The sequence below is a fragment of the Ornithinibacillus halotolerans genome (assembly GCF_014637405.1).
GTDB lineage: Bacteria > Bacillota > Bacilli > Bacillales > Amphibacillaceae > Ornithinibacillus > Ornithinibacillus halotolerans.
This window is the reverse complement of record NZ_BMEY01000007.1, coordinates 90,859-107,241: the sequence shown is the minus strand read 5'-3', so window position 1 is coordinate 107,241 and position 16,383 is coordinate 90,859. Positions and strand designations below refer to the sequence as shown.

The following is a 16,383-nucleotide window of genomic DNA, read 5'->3' as shown; positions in this document are numbered from 1 at the left end:
AATACATTATGACCATCATTTAGAAATTTATTCGAGCGAGCGAAAATTTAACGAATTATAATCTATTTGGAAAAGTGTAAATAACAATTGCCATGATAAGTAAACCAATCGGAAAAAAGTAGCATTCAATGCGGCCACTAACGAATAAAAAATATTCTGCCCATGAAATACCAGCTGGTAAAAAGTTCATATATGATATAAGTGTTACTCCTCCGGCTACAGCTAGTCCAAATCCTAATAAAAATAAAAATACATGTCCCATTATTATCACCTATGCTTGTCCATTAAATATTTTATTGTAATTTATATGCAAACTAGCTGAAGTAAATGATAGAAATAGTAGAAAAGGGAATTGATTGAAGATTCATAGAGTTATTCTGGTCATCGTGGTTATGAAGGGGAATTTTACGGTTGCTCGCTTCGATTTTCCCTTTCATCAAGGCTATGAAAGGGATTTGGATAGAGTTTATCTGCAATTTTCTCGGTCATCAAGGTTATGAAAGGGATTTTTACAGTTACTCGCTTCGATTTTCCCTTTCATCAAGGCTATGAAAGGGATTTGCTTACAGTTTGTCGGCAGTTTTCCCGGTCATCACAGCAATGAAAGGGAATTTAACAGTTGCTCGCTTCAATTTTCCCCTTCATCAAAGTAATGAAGGGGAATGGGTTACAGTTTGTCGGCAGTTTTCCCGGTCATCATATATGTAACGGTTATTGATACAATTAACCCTCAATTGAAAAGGCTGACTCCATTCGAAGTCAGCCTCTCTGATACTTAATTATTAAATTTCTTAAATATTAGTGCTACATTATGTCCGCCAAACCCAAGTGAGTTACTTACAACCACGTTTACATCTTGTTTTCTAGCTTCATTTGGAACGTAGTCTAAATCACAATCTGGATCTGGTGTTTCATAATTAATGGTTGGTGGAATGACACCATCGTTAATTGCTTTCGCAGCAATTACAGCTTCGACTCCACCAGCAGCGCCAAGTAAATGTCCAGTCATAGATTTTGTTGAAGATACAGCTAATTTATATGCATGATCTCCAAAGATTGTTTTAATTGCTTCCGTTTCATACTTATCATTCAAATCAGTGCTTGTACCATGAGCATTAATATAATCAACATCTTTAGGTTTTAATCCAGCGTCACGTAATGCATGTTGCATAGCACGTGCTGCACCTTCTCCATGTTCTGCAGGTGCTGTAATATGGTAGGCATCTCCAGTAGCCCCATATCCAACTATTTCTGCATAAATTGTTGCACCACGTTCTAATGCTGTTTCTAACGTTTCTAAGATTAAGATTCCCGCACCTTCTCCCATAACAAATCCGTCCCGATTTTTATCGAATGGACGACTTGCTTTGGAAGGTTCTTCACTAAAGGATAAAGCTTTCATCGAAGAAAATCCTGCAAATGACATATTAGTAATTGGTGCCTCTGCGCCACCCGCAATAATATAATCCACATCACCACGTTGAACAGCTTTAAATGCATCCCCAATTGAATTGGCACCAGATGCACAAGCTGTAACGGTACATGAGTTAATACCTTTTGCTCCTGTTTGAATCGAGACTTGACCTGCAGCCATATCCGGAATCATCATCGGTACAAAGAACGGGCTAACACGTTTCTGACCTTTTTCCATAAATTTACGGAATTGCTCCTCATATGTTTGCATTCCGCCAATTCCAGAGCCAATCCATACGCCAACCCGATGAGCAATATCCTCTGTTACTTCCAGTTTTGCATCTTGTAATGCCATCTTAGAAGCAGCAACAGCAAATTGGGTAAACGGGTCCATTTTCCTTGCATCTTTTTTATCCATATGCAAAGTTGGATCAAAGTCTTTTACTTCTGCAGCGACCTTCGCTGGGAATTCATCCTTATTTACCTTTGTTACAAAATCAATTCCAGACTTACCATTTAAGAGACTTTCCCACATCTCATTGACATCATTACCAACCGGGGTAACAGCTCCAAGCCCCGTTACAACTACTCTTCTTCCTGACATCTTTGGTACTCCTCCTAGTTACTAAATATTTATAGGAACGTGCATTGCTAACATTATTTCTATCATAAATTGATTATTTCATCTTTAGAGACCACTTTCATATAACCTATCTTCCCCAGCGCAACGCTACTGCTCCCCATGTTAATCCTGCTCCAAATCCTACTAAGACAATAACATCATTATCCCTAATTTTACCATCTTTTACACTTTCAGATAAAGCCATAGGTATGGATGCTGAGGAATTATTTCCATATTTCTGAATAACTTTTGCCATTCTCTCTTCTGAAATCCCTAGTTTTTCCATTGCCGCTTCCATGATTCGAATATTTGCTTGGTGTGGTACTAAAAAGTCCACATCTTCTTTTTGTAAGCCAGCTTTTTCTAGGACATTTAATGAAGACTCTGGCATTTGTCTTACAGCAAATTTGAATACTTCACGACCATTCATTGCTAGAAAACCATCATCTTTTAGGTATAGATGTTTCCCACCGGAACCATTTGATCCAAGTTCAAAGGATAGTATTCCCTTGTTCTCTGAAACTTCTCCCATGACAGCTGCACCGGCACCATCTCCGAATAAAACACATGTATTGCGATCTTCCCAATCCGTTATTTTCGAAAGTTTCTCAGCACCTACTACTAATATATGTTTATACGATCCTGTTTCAATAAATTGTTTTGCAGTAATCATGCCATACATAAAGCCAGCACAAGCTGCACTAACATCCATTGCAGCAGCTTTAACAGCACCTAATTTTTCTTGTAGCATACAAGATACTGATGGAAAAGCAGTATCTGGAGTAACGGTAGCAACTAATATTAAATCAAGTTCTTCTGGACGAACTCCTGCATCTTCAAGTGCACTTAATGAAGCATGATATGCCATGTCGGACGTATCCATATCATCGGCAATTCTTCTCTCTTCAATACCAGTTCGTGTACGAATCCATTCATCGCTTGTATCAACTACTTTTTCTAAATCAAGATTGGTAACAATTTTAGAAGGCACATAATGGCCTACACCTAAAACTCCAACACCCATATATACATCCCCTTAAACTCTAAGTTATTAGCAAATATTATGACTTGGTACTAATTTTAATCCAAAAAAGAAAGACTTGCAAGATAGAACTTCTAAAATAATGAAAACTGAGTCCCCAAAAGCTTAGTATTGATTAGGAAGCAAGCCTGTTTCTTTATATTTTTGTATATAGTTATTTAACTGTTTTTGAAAATATTTTGGTACATCAGGATTATACTCCCCTAAAGTAATATAATTGTCCTTAAAGTCAAAGGACATGATCTCACCCTTTAGTGTACCTTCCATATACTTCTCTGTTGCTAGAACGTATAAACGATCGACATGTTGAATGGTACTAGTCAATACTGCAGTTGGCTCCACTTTGAACTGATCAGAAACAAATCCGATAGCATAAATGTCATCCTTGCTAGCTTGTTTTATTACATCTTCACTAAATGCATCCCCAGCAGGATAGATAACATCGATTCCTTTATTTTTCATCCGGGCATAAGCCTGTTTTGCTCCGTCAACATCTGTCCAATCATAGATCAATTCCATATTTACATTTGTTTCTGGATTCTGAAATTTAACACCTTCATAAAATCCCTCAATCTCAGGTTGCCACTGATAAGCAGCGATAATACCTACTTCTTCAGACTCCGTCATCTGACTTGCTATCATCCCAGCAAAAAATCCCATGGCATGTGAATTAAAGGTTAGACTTGTCAAATTGTCATTATAATAATTACCATTAAAATAAACGAAGTGAACGTCTTGATATGTTTGTGAAGATTGATAAAAGTTATCGCCATATTCACTACTATGGCCAAATATTAATGTTGTCCCTTCCTCAACTAATTTGGTAATTGCTTTAGCGATTTCTTCATCCGTTTCAACATTTTCAACTACATCAATCTCAACATTTAGTTCCTCTTCTAACGCTAACAAACCTTGATAACCTTTTTCGTTCCATGGTTTATCTGCTATTTCTCCCTCTACAATCATCCCAACTTTAAACCTGCTCTCTGTTTCTTGGGAACAACTAGCAAAAGTTATTAGTAAACCTAAAAATGCTATGCCAGCTAGGAAATATTTTCTCCTCAAGTTCGTGCACTCCATTCATCATATCAAAGTCTATTAATAGAAATTTTGATAGCGCTTATAATGTTCTATAACCTTCTTCACATTATGTTTCATAGGTATATTGTCACGGATATAAATAGAATTTTCAAGTTTAACTGCATCATCTAAGTACATTTTATTCGAAATGACTTGATAATCGCCGGATCTTTTGTTTGATTCAAACAATGGATAAGTACTTAAAATAAAATCCTCAATATAGATGGCATCTTGAAGAAATTCATCAGATTGAAAGGGAATGATGCGATTACCATCAGTTACACCTTCATTCGTCATTTCCATCCATTCTCCAAATAGTAGTGGTGCATTTATAGTAACGGCATCAGGGATTTTCTTAGTTTGTTTTAATACAATTTGAATAATTCTATCTGCATTTATAGGAATCGAGGAAATACGATTACCAATGATAAGCGCAGTGGAAACTTTTTCATCGTAGGAGTCCTCAAACCATTGAAAAGAGCTGTTTCTTCCAAAGAACATTGCAAGGTTATCTTTTTTATCCGAATTTATCTTATCAATACCTTTAACTACTATACCCTTTTCAAGTAAGAAATTAACATAATGATAACCAATCCAATGAAAGCAGTTTTGAACAAGAATTGTCAATTTTTTTCCCCCTCTCTAGTTAATTATATTGAAATACTTTTCATTTATTAGTTCCTTTGGTAAACTTAGTAGTGGTATTAGTTAGAGTTTTAAGATAAAAGTTAGAAAAGTAAAAACGAGGTGTTACATATGCGCTATATTGTTACTATTATTTGGGCTGTTTTGATAACTTTCGTACTTTCTTACGTATTATCAAGTATGGCAGGAGCATCATTTGATATGGTATCTACATTAGTGATGGCTGCAATTTTCTCCGTTATCGTCTTTGTATTAGGCGATGGTCTATTGAGAGATAGTAAAGAATAATTGGTCTAGATTGTAAAACCCTTGCCCAACTATAAGGTGGCAAGGGTTTTACATATTTTATCCTTGTTAATACCAAGGTAAGACACTCAAAGCAGTAAGAGCAGCTAACGGTAATACTAGGCGTCGAAATCTTCTTCTAGGACCATAAGGATAACCGAATCCGTAACCATAGCCTGGGAAACCATAACCAGGATAACCATAGCCAAAACCACCATACCATCCGAATTGACGTTGTTCATTATCCATGTATGGCATTGTTTGTGTCGATACATCTTGTTCTAGTGGTACAGCAAAATAAACATACTCATCATCTAGACCTGTAATGATGCCGTCAAATTTAGAGCCATCTTCAAGCTCTGCTAACACATAGGAATGCATGTGAGACTTACATAAATCGTACATTTGCTTATGTTTTGCCATTTAATTTCACCCTCCTCCCATTTTAGACTATTCATTAGCCTAAGTTGGGGTGACAAATTAACATAATCAAAAGGAGTTAACTTTAATGGAAAGTGAATTATTGACATTATTAAAATATATATTTTTAGGATTACTTCAAGGCTTTACAGAACCTATACCGATTTCATCAAGTGGACATATTGTCTTAGCTAGAGAAATACTGGGTATTAAAGCAGAAGGGTTGTCATTCGAAGCATTAGTGAACTTTGGATCATTAATTGCCGTCATTATTATTTATTTTAATGATATCGTTCGACTAGGTAAAAACGGGTTCAATTATGTATTTAAAAAAGATGAAGCTGCAAAGGGCGATTTTATATTTATTATCCTGTTACTTATTGCTACCTTTATTACCGGAATCATCGGGATTATACTAGAAGAACGTATTAGTAGTTTAAGTACAACTACTGTAGTAGGAATTACATTATTAATTACAGGAATTGCATTATGGATTATCCGAAATTTACGTGGTCGAAAAAGTGATAAACAAGTTACCTTGAAAGATGCTATTATTGTAGGCCTTGCCCAAACAGTAGCTTTAATTCCTGGAATAAGTCGGTCTGGTGCAACTATTGTAGCTGCGATGTTATTAGGAATGAAACAGGAAACTGCACTTCGATTTTCTTTTTTACTATATATACCTGTCAGCTTAGGGGTAGGATTACTTTCTATTGATGAGATAGTTAATGATGAGTATTTTGATACATTGTGGATCCCTTATTTATTAGCATTTCTAAGTTCAATTATTGCGACATACTTTGCCTTGAAATGGTTTATGAATATTATGGCTCGAGGTAATTTAAAATATTTCGCCTTTTATTGCTTTGTTGTCGGAGTGTTAGTTGTATTGTTTCTATAATGAAATTTATTTATGAAAAAAAGCCGACTAGTGCAGTCGGCTTTTTGTAATCATTGTTATCAATCAGGAATTCCTAAAGCAATTTTTGCATAGCGGGACATTCTTTCTTTGCCCCATGGTGGATCCCATACGATATCTACTCTTGTTTCTTTTACTTCTGGAATATCAGATAATGCGTGCTTCACATCCGCTTCGATATGTGCAGATAATGGACACCCCATTGCAGTAAGAGTCATCGTTACTACAGCAAGGCCGTCATCTTCTAAGTTAACGTCATATATCAATCCAAGATTTACAATATCAATTCCTAATTCTGGGTCAATCACATTTTCAAGAGCACCCATGAGATTTTCTTTTAATGCTTCATCCATGGTTTTCCCTCCTTCATTCTTCATAACTTTATTTAAACATACTTTGGAATATATTTAAATGATTTAAATCACAGATAAGAGACAAACCATTTTACAGTTTCTAATATAGCCATTCGACTTACTTTATGCCCTTGATTTTTTTCTCGAATGAATTTTATCTTGTCCTGATCCTTGTATACTTTTACCGTTGACTCATAGAAACGGAAAGAATGCTCAAATGGTACAGTAGGATCATTATCCCCGTGCCATAATAATAGAGGTCTTTCGTTTAGCTTTTCTACTTGTAGAGATAAATCAAACGTTTGTAGTGTTTCATATAATTTATCAACCTCTTCCTTTGTCATAGGAAGCTCACCTAATTTTTCGTATGTTGCTACCAATTCCCTCGCAAATGTTGTCAATTTAGGTGATCCCATTAGTATTGCAGCTGAATTTAGCCACTGATATTGTGATAATGCTGCTGCAGTAGTTATTCCACCCATACTCGTTCCAGCTACACCAACTCTTCCATCAAGAATAAGCTCTCTGCTTTCTAAATCATCCTTTATATCATTTAATTCTTTTACATTTTGTAATACAATATGGAATAAATAATATCGAACATCATCTATTTCATTTGTTTCTCGCTCTCCATGATAAATACTATCAGGTAAAACAACACGGATCCCTTTCTCCGCTAATAAAAATGCTAATGGCAAATTATGTTCTTTTGCACTTGTAATTCCGTGAAAGTATATAACTGTTGGCAAAGCTTCTTCTTTTTTTTCAGAATCAACTACAACTAAACTAGGGATTCCCCCAACTAATTCTTTTGAAATTCCAATCATCTGCATAATCCTCTCATCCTTTATGTACATATCCCAATAATAGTATTAATTTCCAAATAATTAAACTAATTTAACCAAAATATTACACAATAACTCTTTACATATATAGAAAACACGAATAAACTTAATTAATACGAGGTGATAAATAATGGCAAAACAACATTTAATTGCTTTAGATTTGGACGGTACATTACTTTCAGATGATAAAGTAATTAGTTCCAGAAATAAGCAAGTATTACAAAAGGCAATGGATGACGGTCATATCGTTGTCATTGCAACAGGAAGACCACATCGAGCAAGCATACAATATTATCATGAACTAGGCTTAAAAACTCCGATGGTCAACTTTAACGGTGCACTTATACATCATCCAACAGATAAGAAATGGGATGTACTTCATAACCCCATGCCAAATCGAACTGCTCTAAGTATCGTTCAAACCTGTTATGATTTGGATGTGCATAACGTGTTAGCAGAAGTACAAGATAACGTATATCTTGATAAGTATAGTGAAGACATCATTAATATCTTTTATCAAACCCAAAAAGATTCTCCATTTGTTATCGGAAGTTTAAAGAGCAAATTAAAGGACGACCCTACATCTATATTAATCCATCCAAAAGAAGAGCATATCTCTACCTTACGTGACACATTAGATGAATTCCATGCTGAAGTAATTGAACATCGTAAATGGGGTGCCCCGTGGAATGTGATTGAAATTGTTAAAAAAGGAATCAACAAAGCAGTTGGACTTCATAAAATTGCTCATTATTATCAAATACCACAAGACAGAATAATTGCTTTTGGTGATGAAGATAATGATTTAGAGATGATTGATTATGCTGGTGTTGGAGTAGCAATGGGGAATGCAATTGATCCATTAAAATCGATCGCTAAGCATGTAACAGTAACAAATGAAGAGAGTGGAATCGGTAAGTTCCTTGAAGAATACTTACAATTAAATTCTATTGTAAAGTAAAACTTTCCTACCGTATTTTACCTACTATAAAATATAAGCAATCTTTCCATACTACAAGTGAACGATTAAAAGTCGTTCACTTTTTTCTTTGGCATATGGTGTAGTCACCTGCCATTAAGAAAAACGAACTTAAGTTATTCGTCTTGCTAAAAGTGAGTTTTTCTAAGGAGGAATTGACTTGGGCAAAGGGAGCAAATCGAGAAGGTTTAGCCAACAAAGCGCAGATGCTGTAAGAAAACATGCAGAGAAATTTCCTTATCGTTCAAACTTTACTGAAGCAGAACGAAAAAAGGAAGAAGCAGATAATCATACAGTAGGAGGATTTTAAATTATGCAAAATAATTTATTCCAGCAAGCAAAGGAAGCTGTAACTAAATTTACAAATAATTTAGCAGGTGGTACAAATGAGCAAGATAAACAAGCTGCTCATAACGCAATCCAAGCTGCTATGAATGATGCAACCCCTGAAGAAAAACAACAATTACAACAGTTACAGCAGCAATTAGAGCAAAATCAGCTAAGCTAACCTCCAGATAAGTCATTCCGATCAATATACTCGTGATGGTAATAGCCAATTCATTCTTTGGATGAAACGGGATTACTGTTTGAATGAGTGATAAACAAAGGTGTTCTTTTAGAGCACCTTTGTTTTCATGAATGAAGAATTTGTGTCAAACCGTAAAGTTTTATCCTATTTTCTTTTTTCCTATTAGCTTTTCTGCTAAGATAGTATTAAAGAAGGAAGTATCAAGGAGGTATATTCAAGTGGGAGTACGAGCTGAAGGAACACCAAATCCAAACGCAATTAAATTTACTACTGACAAAATTATTTTTGAAGGAACAAACAGTATTTCGGTTATGCCAGGACAAACAAGTGAACATGAGATTATGAATGATTTACTGAAACTAGATGGTGTAGACAATGTATTTGGGTACCAAAACTTCATTACAGTTAACAAAAGTTTTGATGCCGAATGGGACGATGTAACACCAAAAGTTAAAGAAGTCTTCGCAAAACATGGCTATTAATACATAGTAAAAGAGGATGAAGAACTAAGCTTCATCCTCTTTTAATTTCTTGGAATATCTAATGGAACATAATTTGGATTAACAATCGAGTCATTATCTCGATTGAAAAACTTTACAAACACAACTTCTTCGCTTTCTTTCATATCTTCTGTAATGTCTATTGTAATTTCAAATGTTCCCCATTCCCCATCAACTTGTACACTCTCCTCTTCTTTTAAAATGTGGTCCTCTTTCTCCACATGATAATAAAACTCGTTGTTCGAAGCTTTTGCCTTCCCCTCGAGAACGGCTTTATCTTCCACAATCTTCACATCTAAATCTTGAATATTTAAGGAAGCTTCTGGGGAGGAAATTCCTTTGTCATTTGTTTTTTCCGTGTCCTGCTCATTCCCACATGCAGTCAGTACAAATATAACACTACATAATAAAATTATTAATTTCTTCAACATGATCTAACTCCTATTCTTTTCTAAAAAAGCCAAAGATCCCTGTCGTTTGAACGATATTTGTAAATGCTTCTGGATCTACTTCTTTAATAATTCGTTCTAAGTCATATAACTCATACCGTGTAATAACGAGATACAACATATGTTTATTTTCATTGGTATAGGCACCAACAGCTGGTAATATTGTAATTCCACGAACCATTTTGTTATGTATAGCTGTCTGTAACTCTTTAGCTTTTCTAGTGACAATCATCGCAGTAAGTTTATTGTATCTTGTATGAATGGTATCAATTACACGAGTTGTCACGTACAGAGCTACCATCGTATACAAAGCATTTTCTGGCAAGTACAAAATTCCTGCAAGAGCAATAATAATTGCATTTAATGATATAAAATACACACCAATCGGTCTATCCTTTAAACGGGATAGATACATAGCCACAATATCCATTCCACCGGTAGAAGCTCCTATTTTCAAGGTCATCCCTACTCCTATCCCCGCAACTAAACCACCAAAAACAGCATTTAATATAATATCTTCAGACAGTTGTATAACTGGCAAAAATTGCAGGAATAATGAAGAAAATAAAACAGAAATGATGCTATATATAGTAAATCCTTTTCCAACCTTAAACCAGCCTAATATTAATACCGGAATATTTAAAAGAAATAATAGAATTCCAGTTGAAATGTTAATACCAACAAAATCATTAAACACACTTGATATTAATTGGGCTGTTCCAGTAAACCCACTCGCATACACATTCGCACTAATTAAAAATAGATTTAAAGATAACGCATTAAGTAATGATCCAAGAATGACAATGGCAATTCTTTTAGCTTCTATTAAAAACATAACAGTCTCCTTTTTATATCACAATTATTTTGACTATATCCCATTATAGCTATAAACTAAACATTATATAATAAATTAAAGAAAAGAAGGTGAATGACAATGAGTATCAAAATTATGGCCGATTCAGCAAGTGATTTGACTAAAAATTACTTCACTGAGTATGACATGGAAATGGTATCATTAACAGTTCATTTAGATGACAAAGATTATGTTGACGGAATTAATATTACTCCTAAAAATGTATTTGATGCAATGAGAAAGGGCGCATCACCGAAAACATCCCAAGTTTCACCACAGACTTTTAAGAATATCTTTACCGAATATGCCCAGTCTAAACAACCTTTACTTTACTTAGCATTTTCTTCTGAACTATCTGGTACATATCAAACAGCGAAAATGATGGAACAAGAAGTAAAGGAAGAATATCCAGATGCAGATATTACGGTAATTGATACAAAATGTGCATCTATTGGATATGGACTAGTCGTTCTTCAAGCAGCGAAAATGGCCAAAGCAGGAAAAAGTAAAGAAGAAATTATCGAGGAAGCATCGAAACAAGCACTCCATATGGAGCATATTTTTACTGTTGATGACTTAGAGTATTTAAAACGTGGTGGCCGTGTAAGTAAAACAGCTGCTTTCGTTGGTTCTTTATTAAATATCAAACCGATTCTTCACGTAGAACAAGGAAAGCTTATACCTCTGGAAAAAATGCGTGGTACAAAAAAACTATTAGGAAGAATGGTTGAACTCATGGAAGAACGTGGTGGCAACTTCGAAAACCAAGTAATTGGTATTAGCCACGGAGACGATTTAGAAAGAGCTGAAAAACTTGCTGAAATGATTAAAGAGAAGTTCGGCGCGAAAGAATTTCTCATTGAATATGTAGGATCCGCTATAGGTGCCCACGCTGGTCCAGGAACAATTGCATTATTTTTCTTAAATAAATCATACAAATAAAAAACTCAGGGATAATCCCTGAGTTTTTCTCTCTTTTTAATTGGGATGATTTTTCATAATGGTGTCTGACACCTCCCGAAAAAGCTCGGATTTTGTCGAATTGTTTTTCTCTTATACCTTGTTATTTTGAAACAAACATTTCGATTGACACGTCTTATCGATAAAGGTGAACTTTCCTTTATTAAAAATGAGGTGAATAATCGTGTACAAAAGGATTGGGTTAATTAGTATTCTTTTAATTCTAGCTGTTTGGGCAATTGTATTCTTTAGTTTCTCCGATAAAATTACGGCAGAAATCCCATCCGCTTCCAGTTATGTGCTAAATCATAAAGATTTGACTGTCCATTTCTCCGAATCAATGGATCCAACCACTTTTACTGATGACACAGTAATCGTAAAAACAAAAAGCGGTGAAAAAATTACTGTAGAAATGGAATGGAATGATACATTTACCATTCTAACTCTCAAAGCACCAGATAAAGGATATGAGACAGATGAGGAATATAACATAAGCATTTTAAAAGACGTTAAAACGGCTTCTGGTGAAAATCTTTCAAAAACATTTACACATAATTTCACAGCAGTTGCAGAACTACCAAAAATAAAAGATAATAAGCAGCTGCTAACATTATTAAAAGAACGTATGGAACAAAACTCCAACGAAAAAAATTCGCTTTTTGAAACATCAGAATCTGCTGATATGGATTCAGGAGATGATAGTGCAGCTAGTGGTGGTGGAGGTGGAGAAACATCCGATACGAATATTCAAGTAGAAGGAATAGATGAAGCAGATATGATTAAGACGGACGGAAAGTCTATTTTCTTTGTTCGTGATGGGGATATTTTAATTACTTCCACAGAAAAAGAAAATAGTAAGCTTCTTAGTCAAATTAAAGTAGAGAACTTTTATCCATTTGAAATTTATCTTCATGACAACTTATTAATATCTATCGGACAAAAATCAGAACCACTACGAGTAGAAAAAGATTCTGAACATGATTCTGATCGTATTGAGATGATTATCCCTGAAATTTACCATGGTCAGACGACAGTAATGTTATATGACATAAAAGACCCTAGTAATCCAAAACAAATTCGTGAAGTTAGTCTAGAAGGGCATTACAATTCATCAAGAATTCTTGATGGCTATTTATATCTTATAGCAAATCAGCACCCTCCATACCAGATCTTAACTGAAGAAGAAGATATGGAAGTTCGACCTTTCATTAAGGATACTGCTGTCAGTGATGAAAGTATGCCAGTTGATTTTGATAAAATGTATTTCTTTCCTGAAAGTAAAGAAAATCAATTTTTACTTCTTACATCTATTGATTTAAAGGATATGAATAAGGAAGCAAATATTGAAACGTATTTAGGAGCTTCTAGTCAAATTTACATGTCCCAAAACAATCTCTATATTGCGATTGAAAAATTCAAAGAAATCGAAGAATCGGCTGAGAGTGAAGTAGAAACAAACGATACTGCCGTTGATATGATGATTTGGCTTCCAAGAGATGTAGATACAGAAATAACTCAATTTTTAATAGACTCAGGTAAAATAACTTATAATGCTTCTACATTAGTAAATGGAACACTCATTAACCAGTTTGCAATGGATGAGAGACTAGACCATTTCCGAGTAGCTACAACAAAAGGAAATACTTGGGATGAAGAACAATTATCTACGAACAATTTGTACACATTCGATATGAACTTAGAGCCACTAGGTAAAATAGAAGGGCTTGCTGAAGGAGAAAGAATATATAGTGTACGATTTATGGAGGATATTGCCTATATCGTGACCTTTAAAGAAGTCGATCCGCTTTTTGTCATTGACTTAAAGGATCCAACCAAACCGACTGTTCTCGGCGAACTTAAAATCCCTGGATTTAGTAATTACTTACATCCTTTAGATGATAACCATGTTATTGGATTTGGGCAAGATACGAAACTTGTAAAAGAAGAAGGTATGAAAGAACCGATTGTTCGTACAGATGGTATAAAGATCTCTGTATTTGACGTTAGTGACCCAACAAATCCAATTGAAAAATTCACAGAAGTAATTGGGCAAAGTGGTTCCTATTCCGAATTGCTTCATAACCATAAAGTATTATTTAAACATCCGTCCAAAAATATTTACGGATTCCCTGCTAATTTATCCGAAACAAAAAAAGTTGTAAAAGATGATATTACTTATGAAGAATGGAATGTAATTTTCGAAGGGGTATTACTTTATGAAATTGATGCAGAAAATGGCATTAAATTAGTGGATACGATAACCCATCAAGGTGAATTTGAAGAATATCCTGAATGGACATCTGAAATTAAAAGGTTAGTATCTGTTGATGATACGATTTATACGTTTTCTTGGGATCAGATGAAAGTTTACGACATGAACGAGAAACAAATATTAAAAACAGTTCAATTGCCAGAGTTAATATTTAATTATTAAGTTTTCAAAAGAGGTNAACATTAAAGTTAGAGCATCAGACCCGCCCCGGAAATATACTGCGCTTTCCGTGGGCGGCTGGTGAGCCTCCTCAGAGCTAACGCTCTTGCGGGGTCTCACCGATGCCTTTCCTCCCACAGGAGTCTCCGTATATTTCCGGTGCTAATGTGGCGATTGTTCGTTTTTTATTACCTTTGTTTGTCCCGGCCCCTTTTTATTTGAATTTATCAACATGCTATTACCATATTTTTCTATCATGATTCACTACCTCACTTCATATAATTTCATAAACATAGTACGAGCTAAATATAGGGAGGTATGGATATGCTAATACATGATTTAGTTGCAGAGTATGAGGCAGTTAGAAAGGCAACCCCCAAAACATTAAATGACATACTAGATTATTTTCAGTGGAAATATATAGCAGGTGAAATGGATATAAAAGATTATCGTGATATTTATAACTTTTTACACCAACAAGGTGCTACTTCTGCACATGAATATGTTTATTAAAAGCCAATATGGGCTTTTTCTTTTGTATTAACTAACTAAAGTTTTCCTGCAGCACCCTGCCATTTTTCCAAACGACTCCCCTCCCCGTTAAATCATATTCTAAACGATGTAATCTCTTTAATCTTTGCCGTTTTTACAGCACCAGCAAACTCATAGACGTCACAGAAAGCCATTTGGGTATTATTTTCAAACGTAACTACACCATTTACAGAAGCTGTCTTTCCATGCGTAATAAGATGGTCAATTTTCAGCTCAACTGGCCTATCTATATGCATGAGCGAAATTTCATTTGATACGACATCTTTTCCTGATAATTGCTTATGACCGATGCAACTCCAAGTTACTTGATCATGGAGCCACTCCTTAATTTGAAGTAAGTCGTTGGTTGCAAGAGCAATTGTAAAATCCCTTAATATTTCTTTCCGCGGTGCATTATTGCATGATTCTTGGCAAATTACATGTAGTTCACTAGTCATCTACTTACTCCTTCCTACTCTCTATTTCTAACCTTATATTGATCAAAATATTGTAACCACTCCAATAATTCCTCATCAAAATTTGGTTCTATTGAAAAGATGAATGATTTAAGCTGATTACCTTCTAAGTAAAGTTGTTCTGCCCATATTTTGTCCCTCTTTTTATCGTCTATAGTACCCGTATGTAAAAAAGCTTCTTTTATCAAACGTGGATCCTCTACATTAATAAAAAACAAATAATAATTGGCCTGTAATGCTTGTACTACCAGTTCCTTGCTTATATTGTTTATAAAATTTGGTTCTATTATAACAAACTTATATTCTTCCAATGATAAGTCTATCATCCTAACATTTTTATATTCAATTGGTAATGTCTCTAGTTTATTAATGATGTTTTGTTGCCCACCTATATATTGAACTCCTGATGACAGTAGTTTATTTGTCTCTTTTTCCACTTCTGGTGTGCACGCCATAAGTAGTAAAATAAAAGATAAAAAAGTGAAAACATATTTCCTTCTCAACCCCGACCCTCTCCTACTGTCTTGACCTCTATTACTGGTAGATAAAAATGACTATCAAAGTGTTTGATAGTCTTGTTTTTGTTATTCTGTTCCTTCAGGATATGTTTCTCTTAAGAATGAAATAGATTGAGTGATTAACTTCTTTAATACATCCTCGTCAATATCTGCAACCTTATTAATATACACACAGGCTTTACCAGTTGTATGCTTTCCAAAGTCCTTTAACAATTTCTCACGTTCAGGGTCTCCAGTTGCAAAATATAAGCTTATCTTTGCTTTTCGTGGCGAAAATCCTACTAATGGTGCATCTCCTTCATGACCAGATGCGTATTTATAATGATAAGATCCAAAACCTATGATGCTTGGCCCCCACATTTTAGCAGGATAGCCAGTTGTTTCCGTGAAAATATCTAATAATTGGTATGCATCTGCTTTTTTCTTTTCACTTTCTACTGTTTCAATAAATTCTATAACACTATTATCTGTTTCCTTTGTCTTTAGTTCGTACATGTATATCACCTCTTACTTTTAATATAACCTTATTAATC

Annotated in this window: 22 protein-coding genes; 9 read left to right on the top strand and 13 right to left on the bottom strand. The window is 34.7% G+C overall.

Translation table 11 applies throughout. From position 1 onward, the window contains the following. Positions 1–55: 55 nt before the first annotated feature. The 5 genes from IEV35_RS08615 to IEV35_RS08595 form a co-directional block, all read right to left on the bottom strand. Positions 56–262, bottom strand: a complete 207-nt coding sequence (locus IEV35_RS08615; protein WP_188384270.1) for a YuzI family membrane protein — start codon at positions 260–262, stop codon at positions 56–58. Between the two features lie 513 nt (positions 263–775). Next, positions 776–2,017: a beta-ketoacyl-ACP synthase II gene (gene fabF, locus IEV35_RS08610; RefSeq protein WP_188384269.1), complete on the bottom strand. Its 1,242-nt coding sequence runs from the start codon at positions 2,015–2,017 to the stop codon at positions 776–778. A gap of 106 nt (positions 2,018–2,123) precedes the next feature. After that, on the bottom strand, positions 2,124–3,059 hold the full coding sequence (locus IEV35_RS08605) for a beta-ketoacyl-ACP synthase III (RefSeq protein WP_188384268.1): 936 nt from the start codon (positions 3,057–3,059) through the stop codon (positions 2,124–2,126). A gap of 123 nt (positions 3,060–3,182) precedes the next feature. Beyond that, complete coding sequence (locus IEV35_RS08600) at positions 3,183–4,142, bottom strand: BMP family ABC transporter substrate-binding protein (RefSeq protein ID WP_229740691.1); 960 nt, start codon at positions 4,140–4,142, stop codon at positions 3,183–3,185. A gap of 33 nt (positions 4,143–4,175) precedes the next feature. Beyond that, positions 4,176–4,784 carry a hypothetical protein gene (locus IEV35_RS08595; protein WP_188384266.1) on the bottom strand — a complete coding sequence of 203 codons (609 nt, stop codon included), beginning with the start codon at positions 4,782–4,784 and terminating at the stop codon, positions 4,176–4,178. A 129-nt stretch (positions 4,785–4,913) separates the two neighbouring features. Between IEV35_RS08595 and IEV35_RS08590 the strand changes: the two genes are divergently transcribed. Beyond that, positions 4,914–5,090, top strand: coding sequence for a YjzD family protein (locus IEV35_RS08590; RefSeq protein WP_188384265.1), 177 nt, complete (start codon positions 4,914–4,916; stop codon positions 5,088–5,090). Positions 5,091–5,156: 66 nt separating this feature from the next. Here IEV35_RS08590 and IEV35_RS08585 read toward each other — a convergent pair whose 3' ends face one another. Beyond that, positions 5,157–5,510 carry a hypothetical protein gene (locus IEV35_RS08585; RefSeq protein ID WP_188384264.1) on the bottom strand — a complete coding sequence of 118 codons (354 nt, stop codon included), beginning with the start codon at positions 5,508–5,510 and terminating at the stop codon, positions 5,157–5,159. A gap of 85 nt (positions 5,511–5,595) precedes the next feature. Between IEV35_RS08585 and IEV35_RS08580 the strand changes: the two genes are divergently transcribed. Beyond that, complete coding sequence (locus IEV35_RS08580) at positions 5,596–6,408, top strand: undecaprenyl-diphosphate phosphatase (RefSeq protein WP_188384263.1); 813 nt, start codon at positions 5,596–5,598, stop codon at positions 6,406–6,408. 59 nt (positions 6,409–6,467) lie between these two features. Here the strand turns inward: IEV35_RS08580 and IEV35_RS08575 are convergent, their stop codons facing one another. Continuing rightward, positions 6,468–6,779 (bottom strand): metal-sulfur cluster assembly factor, encoded by a 312-nt coding sequence (locus tag IEV35_RS08575; protein WP_188384262.1) that lies wholly within the window; start codon positions 6,777–6,779, stop codon positions 6,468–6,470. A gap of 68 nt (positions 6,780–6,847) precedes the next feature. Beyond that, positions 6,848–7,612, bottom strand: coding sequence for an alpha/beta fold hydrolase (locus IEV35_RS08570; RefSeq protein WP_308419776.1), 765 nt, complete (start codon positions 7,610–7,612; stop codon positions 6,848–6,850). 142 nt (positions 7,613–7,754) lie between these two features. Here IEV35_RS08570 and IEV35_RS08565 point away from each other — a divergent pair, with 142 nt between their 5' ends. The 4 genes from IEV35_RS08565 to IEV35_RS08550 all read left to right on the top strand — a co-directional run bounded on the left by IEV35_RS08565 (position 7,755) and on the right by IEV35_RS08550 (position 9,614). Further along, complete coding sequence (locus IEV35_RS08565; protein WP_188384261.1) at positions 7,755–8,585, top strand: Cof-type HAD-IIB family hydrolase; 831 nt, start codon at positions 7,755–7,757, stop codon at positions 8,583–8,585. Between the two features lie 178 nt (positions 8,586–8,763). Continuing rightward, complete coding sequence (locus tag IEV35_RS08560; protein WP_188384260.1) at positions 8,764–8,913, top strand: hypothetical protein; 150 nt, start codon at positions 8,764–8,766, stop codon at positions 8,911–8,913. Positions 8,914–8,916: 3 nt separating this feature from the next. After that, positions 8,917–9,111, top strand: a complete 195-nt coding sequence (locus tag IEV35_RS08555) for a DUF3813 family protein (RefSeq protein ID WP_188384259.1) — start codon at positions 8,917–8,919, stop codon at positions 9,109–9,111. Positions 9,112–9,350: 239 nt separating this feature from the next. Continuing rightward, a complete protein-coding gene (locus IEV35_RS08550; protein WP_188384258.1) occupies positions 9,351–9,614 on the top strand; it encodes a NifU N-terminal domain-containing protein in 264 nt (87 codons plus the stop codon). A gap of 41 nt (positions 9,615–9,655) precedes the next feature. On the opposite strand, the gene IEV35_RS08545 is transcribed toward IEV35_RS08550, so the two are convergent. Together IEV35_RS08545 and IEV35_RS08540 are read right to left on the bottom strand one after the other, a co-directional pair. Further along, positions 9,656–10,063: a hypothetical protein gene (locus IEV35_RS08545; RefSeq protein ID WP_188384257.1), complete on the bottom strand. Its 408-nt coding sequence runs from the start codon at positions 10,061–10,063 to the stop codon at positions 9,656–9,658. Between the two features lie 10 nt (positions 10,064–10,073). Then, positions 10,074–10,916, bottom strand: a complete 843-nt coding sequence (locus IEV35_RS08540) for a YitT family protein (RefSeq protein WP_188384256.1) — start codon at positions 10,914–10,916, stop codon at positions 10,074–10,076. Between the two features lie 99 nt (positions 10,917–11,015). On the opposite strand from IEV35_RS08540, the gene fakB reads away from it, so the two are divergent. The 3 genes from fakB to yppF all read left to right on the top strand — a co-directional run bounded on the left by fakB (position 11,016) and on the right by yppF (position 14,838). Then, positions 11,016–11,876 carry a DegV family protein gene (fakB, locus tag IEV35_RS08535; protein WP_188384255.1) on the top strand — a complete coding sequence of 287 codons (861 nt, stop codon included), beginning with the start codon at positions 11,016–11,018 and terminating at the stop codon, positions 11,874–11,876. A 202-nt stretch (positions 11,877–12,078) separates the two neighbouring features. Further along, positions 12,079–14,328, top strand: a complete 2,250-nt coding sequence (locus IEV35_RS08530; RefSeq protein WP_188384254.1) for a beta-propeller domain-containing protein — start codon at positions 12,079–12,081, stop codon at positions 14,326–14,328. 321 nt (positions 14,329–14,649) lie between these two features. Then, positions 14,650–14,838 carry a YppF family protein gene (gene yppF / locus IEV35_RS08525; RefSeq protein WP_188384253.1) on the top strand — a complete coding sequence of 63 codons (189 nt, stop codon included), beginning with the start codon at positions 14,650–14,652 and terminating at the stop codon, positions 14,836–14,838. A gap of 92 nt (positions 14,839–14,930) precedes the next feature. Here yppF and IEV35_RS08520 read toward each other — a convergent pair whose 3' ends face one another. The 3 genes from IEV35_RS08520 to IEV35_RS08510 all read right to left on the bottom strand — a co-directional run bounded on the left by IEV35_RS08520 (position 14,931) and on the right by IEV35_RS08510 (position 16,345). Then, complete coding sequence (locus IEV35_RS08520) at positions 14,931–15,314, bottom strand: nuclear transport factor 2-like protein (protein ID WP_188384252.1); 384 nt, start codon at positions 15,312–15,314, stop codon at positions 14,931–14,933. Positions 15,315–15,328: 14 nt separating this feature from the next. Next, the gene (locus IEV35_RS08515) at positions 15,329–15,835 is read right to left on the bottom strand and encodes a hypothetical protein (RefSeq protein ID WP_188384251.1); all 507 of its coding nucleotides are present in this window, start codon (positions 15,833–15,835) and stop codon (positions 15,329–15,331) included. A gap of 81 nt (positions 15,836–15,916) precedes the next feature. Next, positions 15,917–16,345, bottom strand: a complete 429-nt coding sequence (locus IEV35_RS08510; RefSeq protein ID WP_188384250.1) for a DUF1801 domain-containing protein — start codon at positions 16,343–16,345, stop codon at positions 15,917–15,919. Positions 16,346–16,383: the final 38 nt, after the last annotated feature.

Excerpts from the sequence above, each read along its gene's own strand:
- IEV35_RS08615 (WP_188384270.1), bottom strand. The coding sequence starts at position 262 with ATGGGACATGTATTTTTATTTTTATTAGGATTTGGACTAGCTGTAGCC.
- fabF (WP_188384269.1), bottom strand. The coding sequence starts at position 2,017 with ATGTCAGGAAGAAGAGTAGTTGTAACGGGGCTTGGAGCTGTTACCCCG.
- IEV35_RS08605 (WP_188384268.1), bottom strand. The coding sequence starts at position 3,059 with ATGGGTGTTGGAGTTTTAGGTGTAGGCCATTATGTGCCTTCTAAAATT.
- IEV35_RS08590 (WP_188384265.1), top strand. The coding sequence starts at position 4,914 with ATGCGCTATATTGTTACTATTATTTGGGCTGTTTTGATAACTTTCGTA.
- IEV35_RS08585 (WP_188384264.1), bottom strand. The coding sequence starts at position 5,510 with ATGGCAAAACATAAGCAAATGTACGATTTATGTAAGTCTCACATGCAT.
- IEV35_RS08580 (WP_188384263.1), top strand. The coding sequence starts at position 5,596 with ATGGAAAGTGAATTATTGACATTATTAAAATATATATTTTTAGGATTA.
- IEV35_RS08575 (WP_188384262.1), bottom strand. The coding sequence starts at position 6,779 with ATGGATGAAGCATTAAAAGAAAATCTCATGGGTGCTCTTGAAAATGTG.
- IEV35_RS08570 (WP_308419776.1), bottom strand. The coding sequence starts at position 7,612 with ATGCAGATGATTGGAATTTCAAAAGAATTAGTTGGGGGAATCCCTAGT.
- IEV35_RS08565 (WP_188384261.1), top strand. The coding sequence starts at position 7,755 with ATGGCAAAACAACATTTAATTGCTTTAGATTTGGACGGTACATTACTT.
- IEV35_RS08555 (WP_188384259.1), top strand. The coding sequence starts at position 8,917 with ATGCAAAATAATTTATTCCAGCAAGCAAAGGAAGCTGTAACTAAATTT.
- IEV35_RS08545 (WP_188384257.1), bottom strand. The coding sequence starts at position 10,063 with ATGTTGAAGAAATTAATAATTTTATTATGTAGTGTTATATTTGTACTG.
- IEV35_RS08540 (WP_188384256.1), bottom strand. The coding sequence starts at position 10,916 with ATGTTTTTAATAGAAGCTAAAAGAATTGCCATTGTCATTCTTGGATCA.
- fakB (WP_188384255.1), top strand. The coding sequence starts at position 11,016 with ATGAGTATCAAAATTATGGCCGATTCAGCAAGTGATTTGACTAAAAAT.
- yppF (WP_188384253.1), top strand. The coding sequence starts at position 14,650 with ATGCTAATACATGATTTAGTTGCAGAGTATGAGGCAGTTAGAAAGGCA.
- IEV35_RS08520 (WP_188384252.1), bottom strand. The coding sequence starts at position 15,314 with ATGACTAGTGAACTACATGTAATTTGCCAAGAATCATGCAATAATGCA.
- IEV35_RS08510 (WP_188384250.1), bottom strand. The coding sequence starts at position 16,345 with ATGTACGAACTAAAGACAAAGGAAACAGATAATAGTGTTATAGAATTT.